General features: G+C 48.4%; 20 protein-coding genes and 3 pseudogenes. 12 read left to right on the top strand and 11 right to left on the bottom strand.

Features of this window, described 5'->3' with window-relative positions; all coding sequences use genetic code 11:
- Positions 1-175 precede the first annotated feature (175 nt).
- Together ATN88_RS24330 and ATN88_RS24335 are read left to right on the top strand one after the other, a co-directional pair.
- A complete protein-coding gene (locus tag ATN88_RS24330; RefSeq protein ID WP_067420049.1) occupies positions 176-1,087 on the top strand; it encodes a LysR family transcriptional regulator in 912 nt (303 codons plus the stop codon).
- 134 nt (positions 1,088-1,221) lie between these two features.
- On the top strand, positions 1,222-2,208 hold the full coding sequence (locus ATN88_RS24335; RefSeq protein WP_067420050.1) for a zinc-dependent alcohol dehydrogenase family protein: 987 nt from the start codon (positions 1,222-1,224) through the stop codon (positions 2,206-2,208).
- A 35-nt stretch (positions 2,209-2,243) separates the two neighbouring features.
- Here the strand turns inward: ATN88_RS24335 and ATN88_RS24340 are convergent, their stop codons facing one another.
- The 8 genes and pseudogenes from ATN88_RS24340 to ATN88_RS24375 all read right to left on the bottom strand — a co-directional run bounded on the left by ATN88_RS24340 (position 2,244) and on the right by ATN88_RS24375 (position 8,992).
- Positions 2,244-2,867: a DJ-1 family glyoxalase III gene (locus ATN88_RS24340; protein ID WP_157490810.1), complete on the bottom strand. Its 624-nt coding sequence runs from the start codon at positions 2,865-2,867 to the stop codon at positions 2,244-2,246.
- Complete coding sequence (locus tag ATN88_RS24345; protein WP_067420051.1) at positions 2,854-3,744, bottom strand: 2-dehydropantoate 2-reductase; 891 nt, start codon at positions 3,742-3,744, stop codon at positions 2,854-2,856. The genes ATN88_RS24340 and ATN88_RS24345 overlap by 14 nt, the downstream gene beginning before the upstream one ends.
- Before the next feature lie 110 nt (positions 3,745-3,854).
- On the bottom strand, positions 3,855-4,613 hold the full coding sequence (locus tag ATN88_RS24350) for an outer membrane protein OmpK (RefSeq protein ID WP_067420052.1): 759 nt from the start codon (positions 4,611-4,613) through the stop codon (positions 3,855-3,857).
- Positions 4,614-4,868: 255 nt separating this feature from the next.
- Entirely contained in the window at positions 4,869-6,257 is a 1,389-nt protein-coding gene (locus ATN88_RS24355) for an AmpG family muropeptide MFS transporter (RefSeq protein ID WP_067420053.1), read from the bottom strand.
- 49 nt (positions 6,258-6,306) lie between these two features.
- Positions 6,307-6,672, bottom strand: a complete 366-nt coding sequence (locus tag ATN88_RS24360; protein ID WP_067420054.1) for a hypothetical protein — start codon at positions 6,670-6,672, stop codon at positions 6,307-6,309.
- A 14-nt stretch (positions 6,673-6,686) separates the two neighbouring features.
- The gene (locus tag ATN88_RS24365) at positions 6,687-7,259 is read right to left on the bottom strand and encodes a peptidylprolyl isomerase (protein WP_067420055.1); all 573 of its coding nucleotides are present in this window, start codon (positions 7,257-7,259) and stop codon (positions 6,687-6,689) included.
- Positions 7,260-7,831, bottom strand: a pseudogene (locus ATN88_RS28710) (YajG family lipoprotein).
- Between the two features lie 27 nt (positions 7,832-7,858).
- Positions 7,859-8,992 (bottom strand): methyltransferase, encoded by a 1,134-nt coding sequence (locus tag ATN88_RS24375; protein ID WP_067420056.1) that lies wholly within the window; start codon positions 8,990-8,992, stop codon positions 7,859-7,861.
- A gap of 122 nt (positions 8,993-9,114) precedes the next feature.
- Between ATN88_RS24375 and bolA the strand changes: the two genes are divergently transcribed.
- The 9 genes and pseudogenes from bolA to nqrM all read left to right on the top strand — a co-directional run bounded on the left by bolA (position 9,115) and on the right by nqrM (position 17,201).
- A complete protein-coding gene (gene bolA, locus ATN88_RS24380) occupies positions 9,115-9,441 on the top strand; it encodes a transcriptional regulator BolA (RefSeq protein WP_067420057.1) in 327 nt (108 codons plus the stop codon).
- 489 nt (positions 9,442-9,930) lie between these two features.
- Entirely contained in the window at positions 9,931-11,271 is a 1,341-nt protein-coding gene (locus ATN88_RS24385; RefSeq protein WP_067420058.1) for a Na(+)-translocating NADH-quinone reductase subunit A, read from the top strand.
- Positions 11,272-11,274: 3 nt separating this feature from the next.
- A pseudogene (locus ATN88_RS24390) lies at positions 11,275-12,518 on the top strand (NADH:ubiquinone reductase (Na(+)-transporting) subunit B).
- Positions 12,505-13,287 (top strand): Na(+)-translocating NADH-quinone reductase subunit C, encoded by a 783-nt coding sequence (locus ATN88_RS24395; RefSeq protein ID WP_067420059.1) that lies wholly within the window; start codon positions 12,505-12,507, stop codon positions 13,285-13,287. Before ATN88_RS24390 ends, ATN88_RS24395 begins: the two are co-directional and overlap by 14 nt.
- Positions 13,280-13,912 carry an NADH:ubiquinone reductase (Na(+)-transporting) subunit D gene (locus ATN88_RS24400; RefSeq protein WP_067420060.1) on the top strand — a complete coding sequence of 211 codons (633 nt, stop codon included), beginning with the start codon at positions 13,280-13,282 and terminating at the stop codon, positions 13,910-13,912. The genes ATN88_RS24395 and ATN88_RS24400 overlap by 8 nt, the downstream gene beginning before the upstream one ends.
- 7 nt (positions 13,913-13,919) lie before the next feature.
- Positions 13,920-14,516, top strand: coding sequence for an NADH:ubiquinone reductase (Na(+)-transporting) subunit E (gene nqrE / locus ATN88_RS24405; protein ID WP_067420061.1), 597 nt, complete (start codon positions 13,920-13,922; stop codon positions 14,514-14,516).
- Between the two features lie 31 nt (positions 14,517-14,547).
- Positions 14,548-15,771, top strand: a complete 1,224-nt coding sequence (gene nqrF, locus ATN88_RS24410; RefSeq protein ID WP_067420062.1) for an NADH:ubiquinone reductase (Na(+)-transporting) subunit F — start codon at positions 14,548-14,550, stop codon at positions 15,769-15,771.
- 183 nt (positions 15,772-15,954) lie between these two features.
- Positions 15,955-16,970 (top strand): annotated as a pseudogene (locus tag ATN88_RS24415) (FAD:protein FMN transferase).
- A gap of 9 nt (positions 16,971-16,979) precedes the next feature.
- On the top strand, positions 16,980-17,201 hold the full coding sequence (nqrM, locus tag ATN88_RS24420; protein WP_067420063.1) for a (Na+)-NQR maturation NqrM: 222 nt from the start codon (positions 16,980-16,982) through the stop codon (positions 17,199-17,201).
- Positions 17,202-17,237: 36 nt separating this feature from the next.
- On the opposite strand, the gene ATN88_RS24425 is transcribed toward nqrM, so the two are convergent.
- A complete protein-coding gene (locus ATN88_RS24425; RefSeq protein WP_067420064.1) occupies positions 17,238-18,461 on the bottom strand; it encodes a GGDEF domain-containing response regulator in 1,224 nt (407 codons plus the stop codon).
- A 136-nt stretch (positions 18,462-18,597) separates the two neighbouring features.
- Between ATN88_RS24425 and dinB the strand changes: the two genes are divergently transcribed.
- Positions 18,598-19,656, top strand: a complete 1,059-nt coding sequence (dinB, locus tag ATN88_RS24430) for a DNA polymerase IV (protein WP_067420065.1) — start codon at positions 18,598-18,600, stop codon at positions 19,654-19,656.
- 61 nt (positions 19,657-19,717) lie between these two features.
- On the opposite strand, the gene ATN88_RS24435 is transcribed toward dinB, so the two are convergent.
- Positions 19,718-21,178 carry an aminoacyl-histidine dipeptidase gene (locus tag ATN88_RS24435; RefSeq protein ID WP_067420066.1) on the bottom strand — a complete coding sequence of 487 codons (1,461 nt, stop codon included), beginning with the start codon at positions 21,176-21,178 and terminating at the stop codon, positions 19,718-19,720.
- A 122-nt stretch (positions 21,179-21,300) separates the two neighbouring features.
- Entirely contained in the window at positions 21,301-22,941 is a 1,641-nt protein-coding gene (locus ATN88_RS24440; protein WP_067420067.1) for a methyl-accepting chemotaxis protein, read from the bottom strand.
- Between the last annotated feature and the right edge of the window lie 549 nt (positions 22,942-23,490).

Here is a 23,490-nt window from a genome sequence, read left to right on the forward strand (position 1 = left end):
GCTTGGTTGCTGTTCTTGCTACGGGGTGAATGTCTTTACCTTATTTTATCTATATTCATCATTAAACTGGCTTGATGTGAGTTCAGTTTTCGTATTTGCCATATAATGAAGTCACGGCAATCAGCCAATGTGCAAATAATCCCGCAAGACAGCAAAGAGAAATGGAATAACAAGCATGGATACAGAAGGCATTCGTTTATTTGTGATGGCAGCAGATATGCTGAACATCAGTGCCGCAGGGCGCCAGTTAGGCCTTGCCCCTGCGGTAGCCAGTGCGAGATTGTCGAAACTGGAAAATCAGGTCGGTGCAGATTTGCTTCACCGTTCCACGCGAAAGGTCTCGCTTTCGCTCGAAGGTGCAGAGTTTTTGCCCTTTGCCAGAGAAATCCTCGCGCAAGAAGATGCGGCACTGGCAGCACTGGGACATGGCAAAGGAGAAGTGAAAGGCACCTTGCGTTTCGCAGCATCCAGTACCTTTGCTCAGCAATTTATCGCGCCGATTTTACCTAAGTTCCTTGAACAGTATCCCGATGTGAATTTGGAGCTAAAGCTCTCTGATACGCAGATGAACTTGATTGAAGGCGGGTTTGATTTGGCATTACGAAACTATGCCATCGAGGACAGCAGCCTTCGCGCCCGTAAGCTAGCCGATGACAAACGGATCCTGTGTGCGTCGCCTGACTATATTGCAAAGCACGGTATGCCAGAGACACCGGATTCCCTGATCTCCCATCAGCTCCTCACGTTTGCAGACAGTGCGACGAAAAAGCTTATCTCCGCATCGGGTGAACCTGCTTACAGTCAGTTCCCACCGCAAGGGGCGTTTAAACGGGTGACCTGTGATGACGGTGCGAGCATGCGCATTGCAACCAAGGCAGGCGTTGGCATATCGATGAATTCATGTTGGAGCGTTTTCCAAGACATTGAAGACGGCTCGTTGGTGCGGGTGCTGCCGGATTATGAAATTGCGGATGACTCGGCGATTTGGCTGGTGTACCCAAAATCCAATGTGCTTACCGCCAAAGTGCGTGCATTTATCGACTTCTTACTTAAAGAAATTGGCGAGCCGCCTGTTTGGGCATCATGATGCGCCTTTGAGAGCCTTAGCCAATAATATTATTTAGAAAAGACGAAAACTGATTATCAATTTCCGGTGTTTATATAATTTTAGGAAAGTATATCGTTAAGGCATTCACATTGTGTTGACGGAGAAAGTACCCAATGAAAGCAATGATCCTTAACGAGTATGGCGAAAACGCAGCATTCCAATCAACAGACGTTGCCAAACCCGATGTAAAGCCCGGTCATGTTGTTATTCGCGTTGCAGCCAGCAGCGTAAATACGGTAGACACCATGATCCGAAATATGGGATCGGCGTTACCGCTTTCTCCTGCATTGCCAGCCATTCTCGGAATGGACTTCGCAGGCACCGTTGAATCTGTCGGTGAGGGTGTCACTGATTTTAAACCCGGTGACGACGTCTATGGTTGTGCCGGTGGTTTGTCAGACCTGCAAGGTTCGTTAGCAGAGTACATGCTTGCCGATGCAAAGCTGATTGCTCACAAACCTACAAGCCTGAGTATGCGTGAGGCTGCGTCTCTGCCGCTAGTGGGTATTACGGCTTACGAAGGCCTGACAAGAGCGGGTGTAAAAGCGGGTCAGAAAGTGCTGGTGCATGGTGGGACAGGTGGCGTTGGTCACGTCGCCGTTCAAGTGGCAAAGCAAATGGGTGCAGATGTCTACGCAACTGTGTCTGGTGATAAGCAGGCAGAGATTGTTGCAAGCTATGGCGCAACGCCAATTAACTACCGCAATGAGAGCGTAGAAAGCTATGTGACCAAGTATACCGATGGGCAAGGTTTTGACGTGGTGTATGACTCAGTGGGTGGCGAGAACATGCTGAACTCATTTGAGGCGGCAGCACTCAATGGTCAGGTTGTGACCACAGTGTCTTTGCTTTCTTTGGATTTGTCATTGGCGCACTTTAAAGGCCTGTCGATTCATGTCGTGTTTATGCTGATCCCGATGCTGCACAACGTGAAGCGAGAAGAGCACCACGATATCCTCAATGCGTTGCGAGATATTGCTGATGACGGCGCATTGAAGCCGCTGCTTGATGACACCCAGTTCACATTGGAGCAAGTGGGTGATGCTTATGCCCGCCTTCAAAGTGGTCAGGCGATAGGTAAAGTGGTTATCGACGCGTAAGCGCAGATGACAAAAAGGGCGATGTGACGGATTGGTCACATCGCCCTTTGTTGTTTTTGGTTAGGCGAATTTTTTGTCGTAATGAAGCTTGGAATTGCCACCATTGGGTCGATAACCTCTTTGGCTTTTTCTTTTCCTGCCAGCATGTAGACAATTTCTACCGCAAACTCTAATGCAGTTCCCGGGCCTTGGCTGGTAATAAGCTTGTGGTCATGGTCAGTAAAGACGCGTCGTGTGTTGCGCTTTTCTTCAGCAATGCGGTCGATAAATGCCGGATGGCACGTCTTGTGGGCATCGGGATAAAGAGCGTTCTTTTCAATCACTAGCGCTGGCGCAGCACAGATAGCGGCTACCCACTTTTGGTCACACTGTTGTTGGCGGATCATTTCAATCACCAACGCGCTTTCACCTAAATGGGTCGCACCTTCTACGCCGCCTGGCAGTACGATACAGTCAAATTCCTCGTCCGCCACTTTCACCAGTGGCGTGTCTGCTATCAGTCTTACACCACGAGAGCAGGTTAAGGTGAGCTCGCCATTTTCTTCAGCACTTGCCGTGGTGACGTGAAATCCTGCGCGTACCATGACGTCGATAACGGTAACGGCTTCCATTTCTTCAATGCCTGGTGCAAGGCAGATAAGTACACTAGGTGTGGTCATAGGATTGCTCCAATTCTTTTATTGCGTGGTACAGCCGCGTGTTCTCAGGGGTGGCAATACCATGGATTGAGGCTCGATGAATAAGAAACCCTGTAATCGCTTCAATTTCTGATGGGCGTCGATAATACACATCACGATTCATCGAAGAGTAGTTTTCTGCCGTTGCGGTAGCAACTGCAATTGCACTGTCGAACACCTCTTTTGCTGATGTAGCCATGCCTTCCGCACACATTACCAAGCTTATTTCATCACTCAACGCATCAAGTTGCGTCCGGTACTGAGGGTCAGTGATCACACCATTTTGTGCCTGTAGGAGCGCGGTCAGCGGGTTAATCATGCAATTGATGGCGAGCTTCTTCCAAAGCGCACGTTCAATAGAGCGTTCCCAGTAACAAGGTGGCAGTGCGTGTTGAAAAACTTCGGCGAGAAAATCACATTGATTGCCTGTCGAATTAATCCCGCCAAGGCGAGTTTCTCCAAGGCCAGTATGTTTGATGGTTTCTTCACTGACCTTTAAGCTGCCATGAGAGGTCGTTGCGAGAAGCAAAGGGTTGTTTGGCAACGTGGAAAGGGCGAGTTCAGCTGTACCCATTCCATTGTGCAAAAACACCACAGGCGTGTCTTTATGCACGTGAGCGGCAATAGAAGATAGGGCTTCTTTCACTTGAAACGCTTTTACGCAAAAAAGGAGACAATCGCTCTCTTGCACTAACTCAAGTGAGTTGGCGGTAAACACCTTTTGCGGTGAACCTTCTTGATGGCGAATCAATGTATCAGTGGATTGGCGAGTCCAAAACTGAACCGAGTGACCGGCTTCGTGAAGTTTCAGTGCCCACAATGAGCCAACCGCTCCCGCGCCAACAATGGTGAAACGCATTGATTTTCCCTGCTTAAATCGTTCGGGAAAGGATACCACCAAACCACAAAGGGGCGGGTAACAAATACAAAAAAGGCACCCTAAGGTGCCTTTTTACAAGAATCTTTCGATTACAGGTGCATACCGATACGGAAGATTGCTGCGTCGCCGTAGCCATCAACGCCCAGTTTGTTCGCGAAGTAGCGGTAAGTCAGGCTGGTGTAAATGGTGTCAGTGATGTCGTAAGTCAGGCTTAGACCGCCGTTCAGGCCAGTAGAACCGTTCTGCATTTCTGTGTATGCGTCGTTACGAGCGAATTCGATTTCGTTCCAGTTGGTAACCAGAAGAGGTTGACCTGCGATCTCAAAACTGTAGCCAGCTGACCAACCGAACATACCGCCGTTCATACCAGCCGCTTCGCCAGTACCAGTCGTTACGTCGTGAACACCAACCCATGGTTTGAACCAGTAGTTGTCGCCAGTCAGACCAACATAGCCCATACCCAGAACGCGGTTCTGCTCGTCGAATGCACCGCCTGCACCGCTTTGTGACAGGTCATAGATTTGACCGTATGCAGTTACGTTACCCGCAACTTTGTAGTGCATAGAGAATTTAGCTGCTTGGCCACGCTCAGAAGATGCGCGATCTACTTTCTCGTACTCGTAGAAACCGTAGATTTCACCCCAAGTAAAGCCTGCGCCACCTTCAGCACCGATGGTGATGTGATCATCACGCGCATCGCTCACGTCTTGCTTATCAAAACCTTGAGTGCCGTTGGTCCAAGTCAGGTAGTCGGCATAAACGTTACCGAAACCGTACAGATATTCAGCTTGAGCAGGTACTGCAGCTGCTGCTGCAAGAACGCTAAGTGCTACTACAGATTTACGCATCTTTAGTTCTCTTTACATCGTCAGGATTGAGTGGCAAAGACACCGTGTGGTATGACCTCCGCCGTTGCGAGCGCCATTCTATGGGAAAGTTCAAAAAAGAAAATGCAATGAAATAGCAAACGTTTGCCAGTTGTGATCTTGATCTCGTTGCAATGGATTACATTTGCGATAAGTGTTTCAGAATATGACCAAGATAAAGGTTTCAACAGAGAAAATGCGCTAAGCCCGAGACACTTGTCACGGGCTCAACAGCTTTTAGTGGGATTCTTGGGAGTCTGAAAGACGCTTGAAGTGCTTTCGAAGGCCAATGATCATGGCAAGGCTTGGAACAACCATCAGTGTGGTCAAAATGAAGAACAGCGACCAAGGGTTCAACCAGCTCACATGATGTAACCACTCGAAGCCTTCAATCCAATCGACCATTGAGCCACTGAAAGAAGAAAGGGTGGTTCTGCCAAGATTTCCAAGAGACGCAAGCAGTGCATATTGGGTAGCAGAGAATGCCCTGCCTGTCAGGAAGGTCAGGAATGACACAAAGGCAATGGTAGCGAAGGCACTGGTGAAGTTGTCCACCAGAATGGTCGCAAGGAACAGATCCTTGTTTGGACCTACTTGTGCCATCAGCGCAAACATCAAGTTGCTGCTTGCCATGGCTAAGCCGCCAATCAACAGACCTTTTACCACACCAAATTTCACGTTGATGGCACTACCGATCAGGGTGAAAACAACCGTTGCCCCCCAGCCAATAAGCTTGGAATAGTAGCCGATATCCTCGTTGCTAAAGCCGACTTCTTTGTAAAACACAATCGACATGCGACCAAGGAATGCCTCACCGATTTTGAACAAGAAAACGAAAAGCAGCAGAGTAAGGGCAACCTTAACGCCGTTGCGACGGAAGAATTCGGCGAACGGTTCCACGAGTGTCACTGTGAACCAAAGTATGACTCTGTTTTTACCCATTTTGGAGGCGTAGCGTTGCTCGGCCTTGGCCTGCAATTCGTCGCGTCTCGATTCAGGTTCACCAACAAACAGCGTAAACAGAATGAGCACGCCAACAAACGCGGCCATGCCGTAATAGACGCCATTCCAGCCAATGGAATCGGCGTTGATGAAGGCGAAATAACCCGGAAGGCTGTAACCCGTCCACCAACCGATCACGGCCATCGCCGCTGCTTGAGGTAATTTTGATTTTTCCTGCTCGCCGAAACTGTCGATACGAAATGCATCAATGGCGATATCTTGCGTAGCAGACACAATGGCAATGGTTAACGCCAGCATGGAGGTTAACCAAAGGTTGAATGAGGGGTTTGTGTTGGCAATGGCCAAGGTACAGACCAGCATCACCACTTGCATCAGGAAAATCCAGCTACGGCGCTGTCCCAAACGTTCGTGCAGATAGGGGAGTTTTACGCGGTCGATCAGCGGTGCCCACATCCAGTTGATGGCGTACACCACAAAGATAGAGCCGAAAAGACCGATAGCGGTGCGGGTAAGACCCGCGTCTTTGAGCCAGCCTGACATGTTGGAACCGATCAGAAGCCAAGGGAAGCCGCTGGCACAGCCAAGCATGAAAACCCAAAGAAGACGGCGGTCAAGATAGCTTTCTAGGGTTTCTCGCCAAGAAAGAGAAGAGGCTTTGGACACGGGTAACAGTCCTTGTTGCGCTTAAACGATAGAACCATGCTACCGTGCTTCAGGGACGAATGCCATGTGCGAAGTTTGGGATTTTTCCTTTGTTGATCAAATAACAAGCGCATTCTTGAATGCGTTGTTTCACAAAGCGGTTGCCACGAAGTTCATCTTCACGACGCGAATCGATGAGATAGAGCAGATACCAGTAAACAGATTCGTAGCTGTTTTCAGGCGTACCACCGGGAATGGCCAGTTGCCACCAGTCATTAAATTGCTTTTTGCAGGACGCAGTGAGCTCTTCATAATCCGACTGTCGGATGATGAAACGAATAACGTCAGCAGCGAATGCCGGGGCATATTGTTGAATATGCTCGCCGGCAAACTGTTCATTATTAGGTTCGGGATTATTTGCAACCAGTTCCAGCATTCCCTAACTACCTGTTACTTATTGGAGATGATAATTTTCTCAATAAGTATAGGTTGCTGGGGAACATCACGCATGCGAGTTTCAGGGATTGTGACAGTTTTAACGGTTGTCATTTTCTCGACCGTGTTGAAACCTTCAATCACTTTACCAAACACGGTGTAGCCATGTTTGTATGCGTTTCCGTCTAGGTTGCTGTTGTTCTGCAGGTTGATGTAGAACTGGCGGGTTGCAGAATCTGGGTGCTGCTTTCTCGCCATGGCAATGGTGCCACGGCTGTTGCTCAGGCCATTTTTAGACTCGTTGACAACTTCGCCGTAAGTGCTTGGTTTCGGCATGAACGATTTGTCATAACCACCGCCCTGCGCAACGAAACCTGGGATCACACGGTGAAACTGTGTGCCCACGTAGCTGCCGTCTTCCACATATTTCAGAAAGTTCTCTACCGTCTTAGGGGCTTTTTCTGGATACAGCTCCAGCTTGAAGTCACCCAAGTTGGTTTCAACTTCTACAATCGGATTTGCAGCCAATGCCGGTAAAGCAAACAGCATCGACGTCGCGATGACTGCGCTTTTCAGGATTGCTTTCATTTAGAAGTTCTCGTTCATAAAGGTATTTAGCTGCTGATCTTGCGCGATGTCTTTCAGTACCGCTTCAAGCAAGTTGTTCAGTGCCATTTCCATTTCTTCAGTCGACACACTGCTCGCGCCTTCTGACGTTGCTTTACCAGAGTAGCGTTTAACAAACTTGGTGTTTGCGTTTTCAGCAACCAGCTGGATTTGAACATTGGTCACCATGTTGTGAGACAGCATAGAGTGTTCAACTTTTACCAGCGCATCCAGCACGTCCAAACGCACTGTGTTCGGGCTGTCGGTACCGACTTTGTAGCTTGAGAGCTTAGTTGGCGAGACAGCGCATTTTCAAGCACGATGCGAACGTTAGAGGTCGCTTGAATAGGTTGTACATTCTTACGACCATTGTCGACAACCGCTACAAACTGTGCAGTTCGAAGGTCACGACTCTCTACGCTAAGAGATTTACCTTGAGCAACTGGCACGTTAGAGATCGTTGGATTTGGCGCAATGGTCAACTGCGGCTCTCTTGGCGCAGAACAGGCACTCAAACCGACAACGAGACCAGTAATTAGCAGTAGTTTTTTCATGTGTTAACGCATCCCTATTGTGTCTTGCTATTTTTGAGCTTCGACAATAACAAACTTTTGGTTAGAAGCAATGACTTGCGCATTGCCAAAAAGACGTTTCAATTTAGCATGATAGCCGAGGTGCCTGTTTCCAATAACAACAATGCGTCCCTTAGGCTCCAGAACCCGTCTGGCGTCACAAAACATCTGCCATGCAATGTGATCGGTCACGGCGTGGAGTTGATGGAATGGCGGGTTGCAAAGTACCAAGTCAGCCGAGTCCTTTTCAAATCCATCCAAACAGTTGTTTGCGACGCAGCGCGTTCTGTTTTCATCAATACCATGGTTTTTTAAGTTCAGGCTTGCAGACGCAACCGCCATGTGACTTTCGTCCACTGACGTTATAGATGCTTGTGGGTTTAAGCGTGCCGCTTGAATAGAAAGCACACCATTGCCACAGCCCAAATCGACAATGTGTTTGATGTCATCCGATTGTGGAATGTGCTCCAGCATCAAATACGCTGCGATGTCCAAGCTTTCTGATGAAAACACATTCGCGTGGTTTTCAAGCGTCAGTTGGTACTCTGGCACCTCAAACGAGGTGGTGGCACATGGCAGAGTATCTAACTGTTTTTCTTTATGAGTGAAAACCAGTCTGGCTTTCTTTTTCGCCAGTGATGTCGTCGTTGTGCCTAGGTGTTTCTCAAACAACTTTAACGTTGAAGTGTGAATGTCTTTGGCTTTCGCGCCGGACACTAACGTCACGTTGCTCTGATCAAGATGGGAAAGCTGCTGAAGCTGCCATACCAGTAGTCGATTGTTTTTTGGCAGTTTCATCACTGCCACACTGATGTCTGATGGCAAGGAATCGATGGATGACAACATGGTCACGCTTTGCGTATCCAGTGCATTCTCAGTCAGGTTCTGTTCAAGACTTTGCTGAGACAATAGCGAGTCGTTAACCGCCGTAACACGCATGCCTTTTAATGCAGCCCAACAGCTTATCGCACCGAAGCCATCGTTAAGCACCAGTAAATGCGCGTTCTCACCAAGCTCCATGCTTTCGAGATGTTCAATGAGGTACTCGTCTGCGGCATCCCATGCTTGCAGGGTCTCGTTTTTCTGTAGCGGGTATCGACGCAGTGAAAGCGCAATACCTGCAATTTCTAATGTGGTTTTCATGGAAGGAGTCAGCGAAGCTCTTTGAATAATGCGTTATATTGTCGCAAATGAGAGGAATACTGCAATTACCTTGGTGCGAACAGGGTAAATTTTGCATGTGTTAAGCATGAAGTGAGGAAGTCATGGTCATTCAACAACGCATAGAAGAAAAGTTAAATGCTGCGTTTTCGCCTATATATATAGAAGTCAAAAATGAAAGCTATATGCACAATGTTCCAGAAGGTTCAGAAAGTCACTTTAAAGTGACGATCGTGAGCAGCGACTTTGATGGACAAAGGCTGATCGCCAGGCACCGTGCGGTAAACACAACGCTCGCGGACGAATTAAAAAATGATATTCATGCGTTAGCCATCCATACTTATACTGAAAATGAATGGTTAGAGTCGAAAGGAGATGTTCCCGCTTCTCCTGCGTGTCGAGGCGGCTCATTGTTTGACAAAAAAGATTAAAAGACGGGATTTCGTGAACAACGAAATCGCGTAATAAAAACGAAAAAGATAACGTGCAGTTAACAAGTGCGATTAAAAAGTGGCTCACTGAGTTGGAAAATTGAACGAATGTAAACCCAGATTGGTGTATTAATATCCATGAGAAACTAGGTGTTAATTTTTACGCTTTGTTACCGTTTTAACACTTCGGAAACATGAGTTTTGGCCGTAAATTTGTGCACTTGCTCATATTAATCACTAACAACTGGCGATACTTTGCTCAGTTGCCGAAAATTCAGTGTGTATCACGGTGATTGCCGTGGAATAGCAACTTTGGTTGATGGTAGAATCCACCGCTTGAATACTAACCCTGCGCGACAAATTGTTGCGGGTTGGTGATGAGGAAGTTGCGAAGGTGAGGCTAGCAAACTAGCCAGCCAGACAGTGGAAAGTCGTGTATTAACTGCGCAATAACAGAATTTTTTTCCCGTTAATGTAGTGCAAGTGCGTATGATTACAATAAAAAAGGGTTTGGATATCCCAATTTCAGGGACTCCTGCTCAGGTGATAAATGATGGCCCAGCCATCAAAAAAGTCGCCTTGCTAGGCGAAGAGTACGTTGGCATGCGTCCAACGATGCATGTTCGTGTTGGGGATGTAGTGAAGAAAGGTCAGGTTCTTTTTGAAGACAAAAAGAACTCAGGCGTTAAATTTACTGCTCCTGCAGCAGGTACTGTGGTTGAAATCAACCGTGGTGCTAAGCGTGTTCTTCAGTCTGTTGTCATCGAAATTGAAGGCAACGAGCAAGTCACTTTCAACAAATATGAAGCTTCAGACATCGCAGGCTTGGACCGTCAGGTTGTTGTAGAACAACTTGTTGAGTCTGGTATGTGGACTGCGCTTCGTACCCGCCCATTCAGCAAATCTCCTGCAGTAGACGCAAGTCCTGCGGCGGTATTTGTTACTGCGATGGACACAAACCCACTGGCAGCTAACGCTGAACTGATCATCAATGAACAGCAAGACGCTTTTGTCGCTGGTCTTGATGTTCTGTCTCGTCTGACTGACGGTAAAGTGTTTGTGTGTAAAGGCGAATCAAGCCTTCCTCGCAGCAAGCAGTCTAACGTAGAAGAGCACGTGTTTGCTGGCCCGCACCCATCAGGTCTGGTTGGTACTCACATCCACTTCCTGCGTCCTGTTGGTATGAATGTACAGGTATGGCACCTGAACTATCAAGATGTTATTGCTTTCGGTAAGCTTTTCCTAACGGGTGAGCTATACACTGATCGCGTTATCTCTCTGGCAGGTCCGGTTGTAAACAACCCTCGTCTGATCCGCACTCAAATCGGTGCTTCAGTTGCAGATCTAACTGACAAAGAATTGATGCCTGGTGAAATCCGTCTCATTTCTGGTTCCGTACTAAGTGGTACGCAAGCTGGTGGTGTTCACGGTTACCTGGGTCGATTCCATCTTCAGGTATGTGCTCTGCGCGAAGGCCGTGAGAAAGAACTGTTTGGCTGGATTGTTCCAGGTAAAAACAAGTTCTCTGTTACCCGTGCTTTCCTCAGCCAGTTCTTTAAAGGCCAGCTGTTCAACATGACAACTACCACTAACGGTAGTGAGCGTTCTATGGTGCCAATCGGCAGCTACGAGCGTGTTATGCCTTTGGACATCGAGCCAACTCTGTTGCTACGTGACATCTGTGCAGGTGACCTGGACAGCATGGCGCAACTAGGCGCACTGGAACTGGATCCAGAAGATCTTGCTCTGTGTACCTTTGTTTGCCCTGGCAAGTACGATTTTGGCCCGATGCTACGCGAGTGCCTAGATCAAATTGAGAAGGATGGGTAAGCAATGAGCCTGAAGAATTTCCTCGAAGATATCGAACATCACTTTGAGCCAGGTGGTAAACATGAGAAGTGGTTTGCACTGTACGAAGCAGTAGCTACCGTTCTTTACACCCCAGGCCTAGTGACCAAACGCGGTGCGCACGTACGTGACAGCATCGACCTGAAACGCATCATGATCATGGTGTGGTTGGCAGTATTCCCAGCAATGTTCTGGGGTATGTACAACACTGGTCACCAAGCAATTCTTGCTCTAAACGCTATGTACAGTGGCGACCAGCTGACAGCTATCATCGATGGTAACTGGCACTACTGGCTGACCGAAATGCTGGGCGGTACGCTTTCAGCTGAGGCAGGCTGGGGCAGCATGATGATGCTGGGCGCAACATACTTCCTTCCTATCTACGCAACCGTATTCTTGGTTGGTGGCTTCTGGGAAGTGCTGTTCTGTATGGTGCGTAAGCACGAAGTTAACGAAGGTTTCTTTGTAACTTCTATCCTGTTTGCACTGATCGTTCCACCAACACTTCCTCTGTGGCAAGCAGCACTGGGTATTACCTTCGGTGTTGTTGTTGCGAAAGAAATCTTTGGTGGTACAGGTCGTAACTTCCTGAACCCTGCACTGGCTGGCCGTGCGTTCCTGTTCTTTGCATACCCTGCACAGATTTCAGGTGACCTGGTTTGGACTGCTGCTGATGGCTTCTCTGGTGCAACTGCACTGAGCCAATGGGCTGTAGGTGGCCAAGCGCGCTGGTACACAACGTTACCGGTCAAACCATCTCTTGGATGGACGCGTTCATTGGTAACATCCCAGGTTCTATCGGTGAAGTGTCTACACTAGCAATCCTGATTGGTGGTGCAATGATTGTAGCGATGCGAATCGCTTCATGGCGCATCATTCTGGGTACCATGATTGGTCTGGTTGCAACTGCAACTCTGTTCAACATCATCGGTTCAAGCACCAACCCAATGTTCAGCATGCCTTGGCACTGGCACTTGGTTCTGGGTGGCTTTGCATTCGGTATGATGTTCATGGCGACCGACCCAGTATCAGCGTCGTTCACTAACAAAGCGAAGTGGTGGTACGGCATCCTGATTGGTGCGATGGCAGTGATGATTCGTGTGGTTAACCCAGCATACCCAGAAGGTATGATGCTGGCGATTCTATTCGCGAACCTGTTTGCACCGCTGTTCGACAACCTGGTAGTTCAGGGCAACATCAAACGGAGACTGGCTCGTGTCAAGCAATAACGATAGCATTAAAAAAACGCTGACAGTAGTTATCGCACTGAGCCTAGTGTGTTCAGTTGTGGTTTCTTTCGCGGCTGTTTCTCTGCGTCCTCTGCAAGAGAAAAATGCCGTGCTGGACGTACAGCGCAACATCCTTTCTGTTGCTGGCATTGATGCTCAAGGCAACATCACTGGTACTTTCGACAAATTCATCGAACCACGTCTGGTTGACCTGAAAACAGGTGACTTCGTGGGTACGGTTGAAGAAGCGAAAAACTTCGACCTGCGTATCGCATCTTCTGATCCTACTCAGTCAGAAAAACTGACTGCAGAAAAGGACATCGCGAAGATCGGTCGTCTGGCTGAAGTAGCGAAAGTTTACCTTGTGAAAAACAGCGAAGGCCAAACTGAGAAACTGATCCTGCCAGTACACGGTAGTGGTCTGTGGGGCATGATGTACGCTTTCGTTGCTTTGAACACTGACGGCAACACTATCGCAGACATCGCTTACTACCAGCACGGTGAAACTCCGGGTCTGGGTGGTGAAGTTGAAAACCCACGCTGGCGTGCTCAGTTCCACGACAAGCTGCTGTTCGATGACAAAGGTTATCCAGCACTGAAAGTGGTTAAAGGCGGCGCACAACCTGGTGACGTTCATGGCGTAGACGGCCTGTCTGGTGCAACTCTGACGTCTAACGGTGTTCAACACACGTTTGACTTCTGGTTCGGCGACAGCGCGTTTGGCCCATTCCTGAAGAAAGTTCAACAGGGAGAGCTGATCAATGGCTGATACTAAAGAACTGAAAAAGAATCTGTGGGGCCCACTGTTAGACAACAACCCAATCGCCCTTCAGGTACTGGGTGTGTGTTCTGCACTGGCAGTAACCACCAAGCTGGAAACAGCATTTGTAATGACCATTGCGGTAGTATTCGTAACGGCATTCTCAAACCTGTTTGTTTCTGCGATTCGTAACCACATTCCTAACTCTGTACGTATCATCGTTCAGATGGCGATCATCGCATCGCTGGTAATCGTGGTTGACCAGATCCTGAAAGCTTACGTTTACGACATCTCTAAGCAGCTGTCAGTATTCGTTGGTCTGATCATTACCAACTGTATCGTTATGGGTCGTGCAGAAGCGTATGCAATGAAGTCTGCGCCACTGCCATCTTTCATCGACGGTATCGGTAACGGTTTGGGCTACGGCTTCGTACTGATCACTGTTGGTTTCTTCCGTGAACTGCTGGGCTCTGGCAAGCTGTTTGGTGTATCTATCCTGCCTCTGACTTCAGAAGGCGGTTGGTACCAGCCGAACGGTCTGATGCTACTGGCTCCATCTGCGTTCTTCCTGATCGGCTTCCTGATCTGGGCTGTACGTACGTTCAAACCTGAACAAATTGAAGCGAAGGAGTAAGGACGTAATGGAACATTACATCAGCCTGCTGGTTCGTTCGATCTTTATCGAAAACCTAGCACTGTCTTTCTTCCTGGGTATGTGTACTTTCTTGGCGGTGTCTAAGAAAGTTAAAACCTCTTTCGGTCTGGGTGTTGCGGTTATCGTAGTACTGTCTGTGGCCGTTCCGGTTAACAACCTGATTTACACTTATGTACTGAAAAACGGTGCGATTGTTGAAGGCGTGGATCTGACTTTCCTGAACTTCATCACTTTCATCGGCGTTATCGCGGCACTGGTACAGATCCTGGAAATGGTTCTGGACCGCTTCTTCCCGCCGCTATACAACGCACTGGGTATCTTCCTGCCGCTGATCACAGTTAACTGTGCGATCTTCGGTGGCGTATCTTTCATGGTTCAACGTGACTACAACTTCATGGAGTCTGTGGTTTACGGTTTCGGCTCTGGTGTGGGCTGGATGCTGGCGATTGTTGCGCTGGCAGGTATCCGTGAAAAGATGAAGTACTCTGATGTACCACCTGCACTTCGTGGTCTAGGTATTACCTTTATCACGGTAGGTTTGATGGCGTTGGGCTTTATGTCTTTCTCCGGTGTTCAACTGTAAGTCGGGTAAACCGCGAATTAAGGAATAGTCAATGGACATTATTCTTGGTGTAGTGATGTTTACTCTAATCGTACTGGCTCTGGTACTGGTGATTCTGTTCGCCAAGTCCAAGCTGGTACCATCAGGTGACATCACCATCTCTGTAAACGGCGATCCAAACCTTGCGATCACCACACAGCCAGGCGGCAAACTGCTGGGTGCTCTGGCAGGTGCAGGTGTATTCGTATCATCTGCATGTGGTGGCGGTGGCTCTTGTGGCCAGTGTCGCGTGAAAATCAAATCTGGCGGCGGTGACATTCTGCCAACAGAACTTGATCACATCAGCAAAGGTGAAGCGCGTGAAGGCGAGCGTCTGGCCTGTCAGGTAGCAATGAAAACTGACATGGACATCGAGCTGCCTGAAGAAATCTTCGGCGTGAAGAAGTGGGAATGTACTGTTATCTCTAACGATAACAAAGCAACCTTCATCAAAGAGCTGAAGCTGCAAATTCCAGATGGCGAGTCTGTTCCGTTCCGTGCGGGTGGTTACATCCAAATCGAAGCGCCAGCTCACCACGTTAAGTATGCTGACTTCGATGTACCAGAAGAGTACCGCGAAGACTGGGACAAGTTTAACCTGTTCCGCTACGAGTCTAAGGTAAACGAAGACACGATCCGTGCATACTCAATGGCTAACTACCCAGAAGAGTTTGGCATCATCATGCTGAACGTGCGTATCGCAACGCCGCCACCTAACAACCCAGACGTACCACCAGGCATCATGTCTTCGTACATCTGGTCTCTGAAAGAAGGTGACAAGTGTACTATCTCTGGCCCATTCGGTGAGTTCTTCGCGAAAGACACCGATGCAGAAATGGTATTCGTTGGCGGTGGTGCAGGTATGGCACCAATGCGTTCGCACATCTTTGACCAGCTGAAGCGTCTGAAGTCTACACGTAAGATGTCTTTCTGGTACGGTGCGCGTTCTAAGCGTGAAATGTTCTACGTAGAAGATTTCGACGGCCTACAAGCTGAGAATGAAAACTTCGTATGGCACTGTGCTCTGTCAGATCCTCTGCCAGAAGACAACTGGGAAGGCTACACTGGCTTTATCCACAACGTGCTTTACGAAAACTACCTGCGTGACCATGAAGCGCCAGAAGATTGTGAGTTCTACATGTGTGGTCCTCCAATGATGAACGCTGCTGTTATCGGTATGCTGAAAGATCTGGGTGTTGAAGATGAAAACATCCTGCTGGATGACTTCGGTGGCTAATTGCCCTCAAGTCTGAAAGAGAAAATGGCTGGCCTTTGGGTCAGCCATTTTGTATTCAAGGTACAGAAAGTCGTAGTTTGAATATCAAGTCAGACAGAATCATTGTTTTCTCAATGGGTTACCTCTTCTCTGAAAGTCGAAAGTGATTCTCTCTGATCCCTGAATAATCAACCGGATGAAGTAATGAAAAAATTCCTGTTGTCAGTCGGTCTTCTGATCAGCAGCGTGTTGCTGTTGGCTGGCTGTGATAAAACGCCTGAACAAGTACACCTAACGGGTTCCACCATGGGCACGTACTACTCGATCAAGTACCTGCCAGCCGATGGCACACCGTCGTCAAAAGACGTACAAGCGGAAATTGATAAGCGTCTTGAGCTGGTGAATGACCAGATGTCGACCTATCGCAAAGATTCAGAGCTGAGCCGCTTCAACCAGCACAAGGGCAGTGATCCTGTGGCGGTGTCCGCCGACACGGCGAAAGTGGTAGCGGAAGCGATTCGCATCAACGAGCTGTCTGATGGCGCATTAGATGTGACGGTTGGGCCCTTGGTGAACTTGTGGGGCTTTGGTCCAGAAGGGCGTCCAAATCGTGTGCCGTCTGACGAGCAAATTGCAGCACGACGCGCAATGACAGGCATTAAACACCTGAGCGTCGATGGTAATAATCTGATCAAGACCAACCCAGATTTGTACGTTGACCTGTCATCGATCGCCAAAGGCTTTGGTGTTGATGTGGTGGCCAACTACTTGTCAGAGCTTGGCATTCAGAACTACTTGGTAGAAATCGGCGGTGAGTTGCAGCTTAAAGGCGTTAACGGTGAAGGCCAGCCTTGGCGCATTGCTATTGAAAAGCCAACCAACGAGCAACAAACGGTTCAGGAAATCATTGCTCCGGGCGACATGGCGATTGCGACGTCTGGTGACTACCGGAACTACTTTGAAGAAAACGGTGTGCGTTACTCGCATACTATCGATCCAAAAACAGCGAAGCCAATTCACCATCGTCTGGTGTCGGTGACTGTGTTGGATAAGTCTTGTATGACGCTGATGGCCTTTCTACGTCATTTATGGTGTTGGGAGCAGATAAAGCGCTGAAGGTAGCGAACAGCGAAAATATCCCTGCATTTTTCATCGTAAAGACGGATAATGGGTATAAAGAAGTCGCATCGGATGCGTTTAAACAATATCTATCTCGTTAAGGTAAAAAGATGTCTGTATATCTGATAACGTTTTCGGTCTTCCTGCTTGTGATTGCAGGCATGGCAATCGGCTTCATTATTCAGCGTAAGACCATCAGCGGTAGCTGCGGTGGTTTGGGTGCGGTTGGCATTGAGAAAGAATGTGACTGCCCAGAGCCATGTGATGCGCGTAAAAAGCGCGAAGCGCGCGCGGCGAAAACCGATGAATGGAAGAAGAATCAAATTCTTTAATTTCCTCACAAACACCAGTCTCTGACTGGTGTTTGTTTATGTAACAATCGCGTTTCTTCCCTGTCTTTTTGCCTCGTAGAGTAAATCATCAGCCATCTTCATTAACTTGGTCACTGGCAACTCTGCCGTGGCGACGCCGATGCTGACGGTAAAGCGTATTACCTTTCCTTCAAACTCAACCTTGGTTTGGGCGATATGCTCTTTAAACGCAGTGAGTTCATCGAGAAATTGCGGCGTTAGTTCGGTATTGAGCACGACAAACTCCTCGCCACCGAGTCGGGCTGGCAAGGCACTGCTGAATGCTTTGGACAAGGCCTCCCCTAAAAACTTCAACACTTCATCGCCGCCATCATGTCCGTACTGATCGTTGATCTTTTTAAAGTGATCGACGTCTATCATGGCGATGGATTTAACAGGCGTGGGGTTGTCGCACGCGACGTTAAAGAAATAACGTCGGTTCCATAGCTGGGTGAGTTCGTCTTTGTTCGCCATCGCAAAAAGTTGCGCATTGGCATCTTGTATCTCTAACACCGAATGGATGCGGCAATAGAGTTCTTCTTTGGTAAAGGATTTATCGAGATAGTCACTCGCGCCCGCTTTGAGAAACTGCGCCACCACATCTTTATCTTTACCCGCAGAAAGGCCGACTATCGCAAGGTGGTCGCGACTTTTAAGCTGACGCAGTCTATGGGTGAGTGTTACGCCATCCATGTTCGGCATGATATGGTCTGCAATGACCAGAGAGATATCTTCATTTTCGTTAAAAATATCTAACGCCTCTATGCCGTCCAGTGCTGAGAAAACCGTGAGATTTTGACGTTCTAATAGTTCGGCAAGATAGCACTGCATGGCTTGCGAATCGTCAACGACGAGGGCCTTCTTGCCGTGGTTATGCTTAATGCGGTTGAGTATCGGGATCAGAAAACTGAGGGAAACGATGCTGTCTTTTAACAAGTAATCGAGGATCCCTTTATTCAGCGTGGTCTCTTTTCGCTTGGTGTCAGAGTTACCCGTTAGAACGATAACGCGATGTCCTTTTTCTAACACGTAATCGATAATTTCGCCCTTTGGCGCGTCGGGTAAGGTGTAATCCAACACGGAGCAAAGCAGGTTGGGATTACCTTCAAGGTAGGTGATGGCATCGGAAAAGGTGCTCATGACAATAGGCAGATAGCCCGCATCGACAAGTAACTCACTGATATAGTGTTGGAATACTGGACTATCCTCCACGACCAGCACGTAGTTTGATGATCTTGTCATTTTTGTCCCTGCCTAGTTTATTGATAGTGGTATCACTAACAAAACTATAGTCGCTTTAATGAGCATCATTTCAGCATTGACAGTAAGGACTATACTGTTTATATATACAGCTTAGTTTTGACCGAGTTTTCTTTGAATGAGAAAGATCATCCACGTCGACATGGATTGTTTTTACGCGGCCGTTGAAATGCGCGATAACGCGGAGCTGCGAAACATTCCTTTGGCCATTGGCGGCTCTGAAAAGCGTCGCGGGGTGATCTCTACTTGTAACTACATTGCCCGCAAGTTTGGTGTCCGCTCTGCCATGGCCACCGCACATGCGAAAAAGCTTTGTCCTAATCTCACCGTCATTCGCGGAGATATGAACAAATACAAAGCCGTCTCCCGTCAAATTCGCGCGATATTCGAACGCTATACCGACAAAATAGAACCCCTGTCTCTCGACGAAGCCTACTTGGATGTTAGTGATTGCTCACTTTTCCGTGGCTCGGCAACCATGATTGCGGAAGATATCCGTCGTGCCATTAAAACCGAGTTGGGGCTGACTGCGTCTGCGGGGGTGGCACCGGTGAAGTTTATCGCCAAGGTCGCATCTGATATCAACAAACCTGATGGTATTCATGTCGTCACGCCACCAGATGTCGATGAGTTTGTTAAACGCCTGCCATTGGAAAAAATACCGGGTGTTGGCAAAGTGACGCTCGGCAAATTGCATGAGATGGGGCTGTATGTGGGTGAAGACGTACAGCAATTTGAAAAGAATGCCTTGTTGCAGCGTTTTGGTAAGTTTGGTCAATCGCTTTGGAATCGCTGCCATGGTGTGGATGACAGACATGTCGAAACCGAGCGAGTGAGAAAGTCAGTCGGCGTCGAGCGCACCTTACCAGAAGACATTCAATCTGAAGCCCAGTGTTTGGAAGTGATGGCTTCACTTTACGAGGAAATGGAGCAGCGCTTACGACGAGTGTGTCCTGAAATGGAGATCGCACGTCAGGGGGTGAAGCTGAAGTTTTCAGACTTTCAGCAAACCACGGTTGAACATCGTCAGTGGCGATATGATGAGAAAATGTTTCCCGATTTGCTCAAAGAAGCGCTGGAAAGACAACAGGGCAGGGGCGTGAGATTAATAGGATTAAACGTCGGCCTAAAAGCTGAAGACAAGAACGGCCCGTCACAGCTTAGCTTTAATTGGTAGCTTGAGCTTAGCGGAAACAAAAAGAGCACCCTGAGGTGCTCTTTGTCGTTGGAACAGAGAATTATGCTTTCTCTGGGATCGCTTTTAGAATCGCAATCATTTGTTCCCAGAACAGGCCAACAGTTTCGATGTTCACTTTCTCATCCGGTGAATGAGGGAACTTGATGGTTGGACCGAAAGAAATCATATCCATGTTTGGATACGGTTCTTTGAACAAACCACATTCCAGACCCGCGTGGATCACCATGATGTTTGGAATACGGCCATAGATGTCTTCGTAAGTTTTACGGAAAACATGCATGATTTCTGACTCTGGGTTTGGTTTCCAGCCAGGGTAAGCACCAGAGAACGCAACCTTCGCACCTGCCAGTTCGCCCAACGAGGTCAGCATGCTCTCTACATAGCTGCGACCGCTGTCTGCCAGTGAACGGATCAGACACAGCAGTGTCATGGTGTTCTCTTCTGTGGTGATCACACCCAGATTCAGTGACGTTTCAACCACGCCCTGAATGTCGTCGCTCATGCGGATCACGCCGTTTGGACAGCTGTTGATGGTCGCAATGATGCGCGCTTGGGTAGACGCGGTAAGTGCTTGCTCACTGATTGCTACGTCAGCCACAGACAGCGCAATCGACGTTTCAATCGCACCCAGCTCTTCAGTCAGCAGGTTTTGGTAGTAGCTGAACAGTGATGCCAGTTTCTCTGCGTTTTCCGCAGGCAGGGCGATATCTGCAAATGCTTCACGTGGAATCGCGTTACGCAGCGTACCGCCACGAATAGACAGAACGCGAATGCCTAGCTCTTCTGCATGACCAGCAAGGAAACGACCCAGCAGTTTGTTGGCGTTTGCACGGCCAGTGTGAATGTCACAACCCGAGTGACCGCCTTTCAGACCTTTAACTTGCAGTGTTTTACCGACAAAGCCTTCTGATACTGCTTCACGCTCAAGCGCGAAAGTCAGTGATGAGTCAACGCCACCTGCGCAACCCATGTAGATTTCACCTTCTTGCTCTGAATCGGTGTTCAGCAGAATATCGCCTTCCAGCCAGCCTTCTTTCAGGCCGAATGCGCCTGTCATGCCCGCTTCTTCGTCGATGGTCAGCAGCACTTCCAGTGGACCGTGTTCAATCTCTTTTGACGCCAGCACTGCCAGACATGCCGCCATGCCCATGCCGTTATCTGCGCCAAGAGTTGTGCCGTCTGCGGTAACCCATTCGCCGTCAATGTATGGGCGGATTGGATCGGTCACGAAGTCATGGTCTGTGTTTTCGTTCTTTTGAGGGACCATGTCGATGTGCGCTTGCAGCACCACGCCTTTGCGGTTTTCCATGCCTGCGGTCGCAGGTTTTTTAATGATGACATTGCCTACATCATCACGTTTAACGGCTAACCCTTCGCTGGTTGCCCAATCAATGATGTATTGCGCCAGTGCTTCTTCATGCTTAGAAGGATGAGGAATCGAACAAATCTTATCGAAAAATTGCCACACAGGTTGCGGCGACAGTTGGCTGATCTCAGACACAGGCTTTCTCCAGAAAAAGAAAATCGGCGTATACCGAAAAAGTTTACGCCGATAAGCTAACAGAATTTGTAACGGAAAAGTATGCCTTGTTAAAAGGATATCCCTATAAATCCGATAGGTGACTAAATCTTAAACTGCCCAATGGCACTTTTAAGTTGTACACCTACTGCGGACAGGGCAAGGCTTTGTTCCGTGAGATCGCGACTCTGTTGAACCGTTTCTTTTCCTTTATCGACCAAGCTGTGCAGGTTCTGGTTAATTTCCTCAGTCGCGGATGCCGTTTGGCTACATGCTGACGCGATTTGGTGGTTCACGCCCATGATGTCGCTGACCTTGGTATCAATCGCGTTCAAGGCCTCCAGAACTTCTTCATTGCTCTGTGCGGCGCCTTCTGAAAGGCGCTGCGTGGTGCTGAGTTCACTGTTGAGTGACGCCGCGCGGCTTTGCAGATTCGAAATAATTTCTTCGATTTCATCTGTGCTTTGCTGCGTGCGAATCGCCAAGGTTCTTACCTCATCTGCGACCACGGCAAAGCCTCGACCTTGCTCGCCAGCGCGTGCAGCTTCAATTGCAGCGTTCAGTGCCAGCAGGTTAGTTTGCTCAGCGATGGTACGAATCACATCCAGCACCTTGCCAACGTTCTTAGAGTCATCGGCGAGATGGTTAGATTCATAGCCAGCGGTTTGAATGCTGCTGATCATGGCGGACATCTGTTGGCTCATTTCCGCCACTACGCGCTGACCTTGCGCACAACCTGCGGCGGCGTCTGTTGCACCTTCGGCAGCCATCGATGCTGAGTTAGAGATCTCTTGGTTACTTGCTAGCAGTTCGTTAACTGCCGCTGCAATGCTGTCGATCTCTGCACTTTGCAGGTTAGCGAGACGCTCAGAGGACTCTGATAATCGCGTCATCTCATCTGCTGAATGGGAAAGCGTGTCTGAAACCGGGTGAATTTCACTGACGATGCCGCGGATCTGATCGATAAAGCGGTTAAAGAAGCGGGCAATCTGGCTCAGTTCATCTTTACCACTTGGCTCGAGCTTGTGGGTGAGGTCGCCGTCGCCACTTGAGATATTGCGAAGCGCATTCGCCGTTTGGGTACTTGGCGCAACGATAGACTGACCAATGACACCACTGATGATAAGCACCACAACGAGAATTGAAGCCACACTATAGAAGAGGAACTTCAGCTCTTGTGCAAAGGTGGCGGAAACGTCATCCACATAAATACCCGTGCCTAAAATCCAGCCCCAAGGCTTGAACATTTTCACGTAAGAGACTTTTTCTACCGGAAGCTCTGCGTTGGGTTTACTCCAAAAGTAAGAAACAAAACCTTCACCTGACGTAGTGGCGACTTTTGCCATTTCTACAAAGAGCTTGTTACCAGCTTTATCTTCAAAGCCAGAGAGATCTTGTCCATTAAGTGCAGGCTTAATGGGATGGAGGATCATGCGAGGGTGGCTGTCATTGACCCAGAAATAGTTACCGCCGTCATAGCGCATCGATGTGATGGCCGCGAGCGCGTTTTGTTTTGCTTCATCCTCGCTGATTTCGCCTTTCAAGAAACGATCATATTGGGACGTGACTAAGCTGTGCGCGCTTTCAATCAGGACTTTGGTTTCATCTTGCTTGTACGCCATGAGAGTTTGGAAGTTATGGCTGGCAAAAAGGTAGATGGGTACAAGCATGGCGAGTAGGGTGATGGAAACGAGGGTAAAGACTCTACTGCGGATATTGATGTTACGAACGGCACTCACAAGCATATTACGACAATCCCTATCTGTCTGTGTTGTTGTTATTTCTCGACTGATCTCAAGCGGCATGCCCAGACCTTTGGAGCAGACTACTTTTTCAGCTAATTGAGCACTCTGCAAGCAAGTGATTCTAAATTGTTGTCTTACATAACATTCTTAGAAATGAGTCCAAATTTTTCTGTAATAAAATTACAGAATTACGGTGTATTATGAAATTTATGTGACATAGATCTCTTTAGGTATTGTAATAAAATAACGAAAAGGCTATTATCTCACCGTCCTGAGGCAGGACAGTTACGAAAGGTCTACGCACCCAGGAATAGGCGATGCGCTTTCATACGTTTAAGGAAAAGCCCGATATTATTCGTCTCCAAGGAACCGAGCTTTGTAGAAGCTGTATCGATTCGAATGTATTGAGAGAGAGTACCCTTAACGATGAAAGGAAGTTCAGCATCCAGCTATTGGAACCACGGTGCTGTTTTGACAGCGAATTTCAGATACCCGGTGTCATTCGGTTATCAGCGCAAGTAAGACTACTTCAGCGCGAACAGTAATACC

It is taken from the genome of Enterovibrio coralii (assembly GCF_001559595.1).
In the GTDB taxonomy this organism is placed as follows: Bacteria; Pseudomonadota; Gammaproteobacteria; order Enterobacterales; family Vibrionaceae; genus Enterovibrio; species Enterovibrio coralii.

Bases quoted from the DNA above. Each gene is read 5' to 3' on its own strand.
- nqrF (WP_067420062.1), top strand. From the start codon at position 14,548: ATGGACATTATTCTTGGTGTAGTGATGTTTACTCTAATCGTACTGGCT.
- ATN88_RS24365 (WP_067420055.1), bottom strand. From the start codon at position 7,259: ATGAAAGCAATCCTGAAAAGCGCAGTCATCGCGACGTCGATGCTGTTT.
- ATN88_RS24400 (WP_067420060.1), top strand. From the start codon at position 13,280: ATGGCTGATACTAAAGAACTGAAAAAGAATCTGTGGGGCCCACTGTTA.
- ATN88_RS24440 (WP_067420067.1), bottom strand. From the start codon at position 22,941: ATGCTTGTGAGTGCCGTTCGTAACATCAATATCCGCAGTAGAGTCTTT.
- ATN88_RS24340 (WP_157490810.1), bottom strand. From the start codon at position 2,867: ATGACCACACCTAGTGTACTTATCTGCCTTGCACCAGGCATTGAAGAA.
- ATN88_RS24385 (WP_067420058.1), top strand. From the start codon at position 9,931: ATGATTACAATAAAAAAGGGTTTGGATATCCCAATTTCAGGGACTCCT.
- ATN88_RS24330 (WP_067420049.1), top strand. From the start codon at position 176: ATGGATACAGAAGGCATTCGTTTATTTGTGATGGCAGCAGATATGCTG.
- dinB (WP_067420065.1), top strand. From the start codon at position 18,598: ATGAGAAAGATCATCCACGTCGACATGGATTGTTTTTACGCGGCCGTT.
- ATN88_RS24345 (WP_067420051.1), bottom strand. From the start codon at position 3,744: ATGCGTTTCACCATTGTTGGCGCGGGAGCGGTTGGCTCATTGTGGGCA.
- ATN88_RS24350 (WP_067420052.1), bottom strand. From the start codon at position 4,613: ATGCGTAAATCTGTAGTAGCACTTAGCGTTCTTGCAGCAGCAGCTGCA.
- nqrM (WP_067420063.1), top strand. From the start codon at position 16,980: ATGTCTGTATATCTGATAACGTTTTCGGTCTTCCTGCTTGTGATTGCA.
- ATN88_RS24360 (WP_067420054.1), bottom strand. From the start codon at position 6,672: ATGCTGGAACTGGTTGCAAATAATCCCGAACCTAATAATGAACAGTTT.
- ATN88_RS24335 (WP_067420050.1), top strand. From the start codon at position 1,222: ATGAAAGCAATGATCCTTAACGAGTATGGCGAAAACGCAGCATTCCAA.
- bolA (WP_067420057.1), top strand. From the start codon at position 9,115: ATGGTCATTCAACAACGCATAGAAGAAAAGTTAAATGCTGCGTTTTCG.
- ATN88_RS24375 (WP_067420056.1), bottom strand. From the start codon at position 8,992: ATGAAAACCACATTAGAAATTGCAGGTATTGCGCTTTCACTGCGTCGA.
- ATN88_RS24425 (WP_067420064.1), bottom strand. From the start codon at position 18,461: ATGACAAGATCATCAAACTACGTGCTGGTCGTGGAGGATAGTCCAGTA.
- nqrE (WP_067420061.1), top strand. From the start codon at position 13,920: ATGGAACATTACATCAGCCTGCTGGTTCGTTCGATCTTTATCGAAAAC.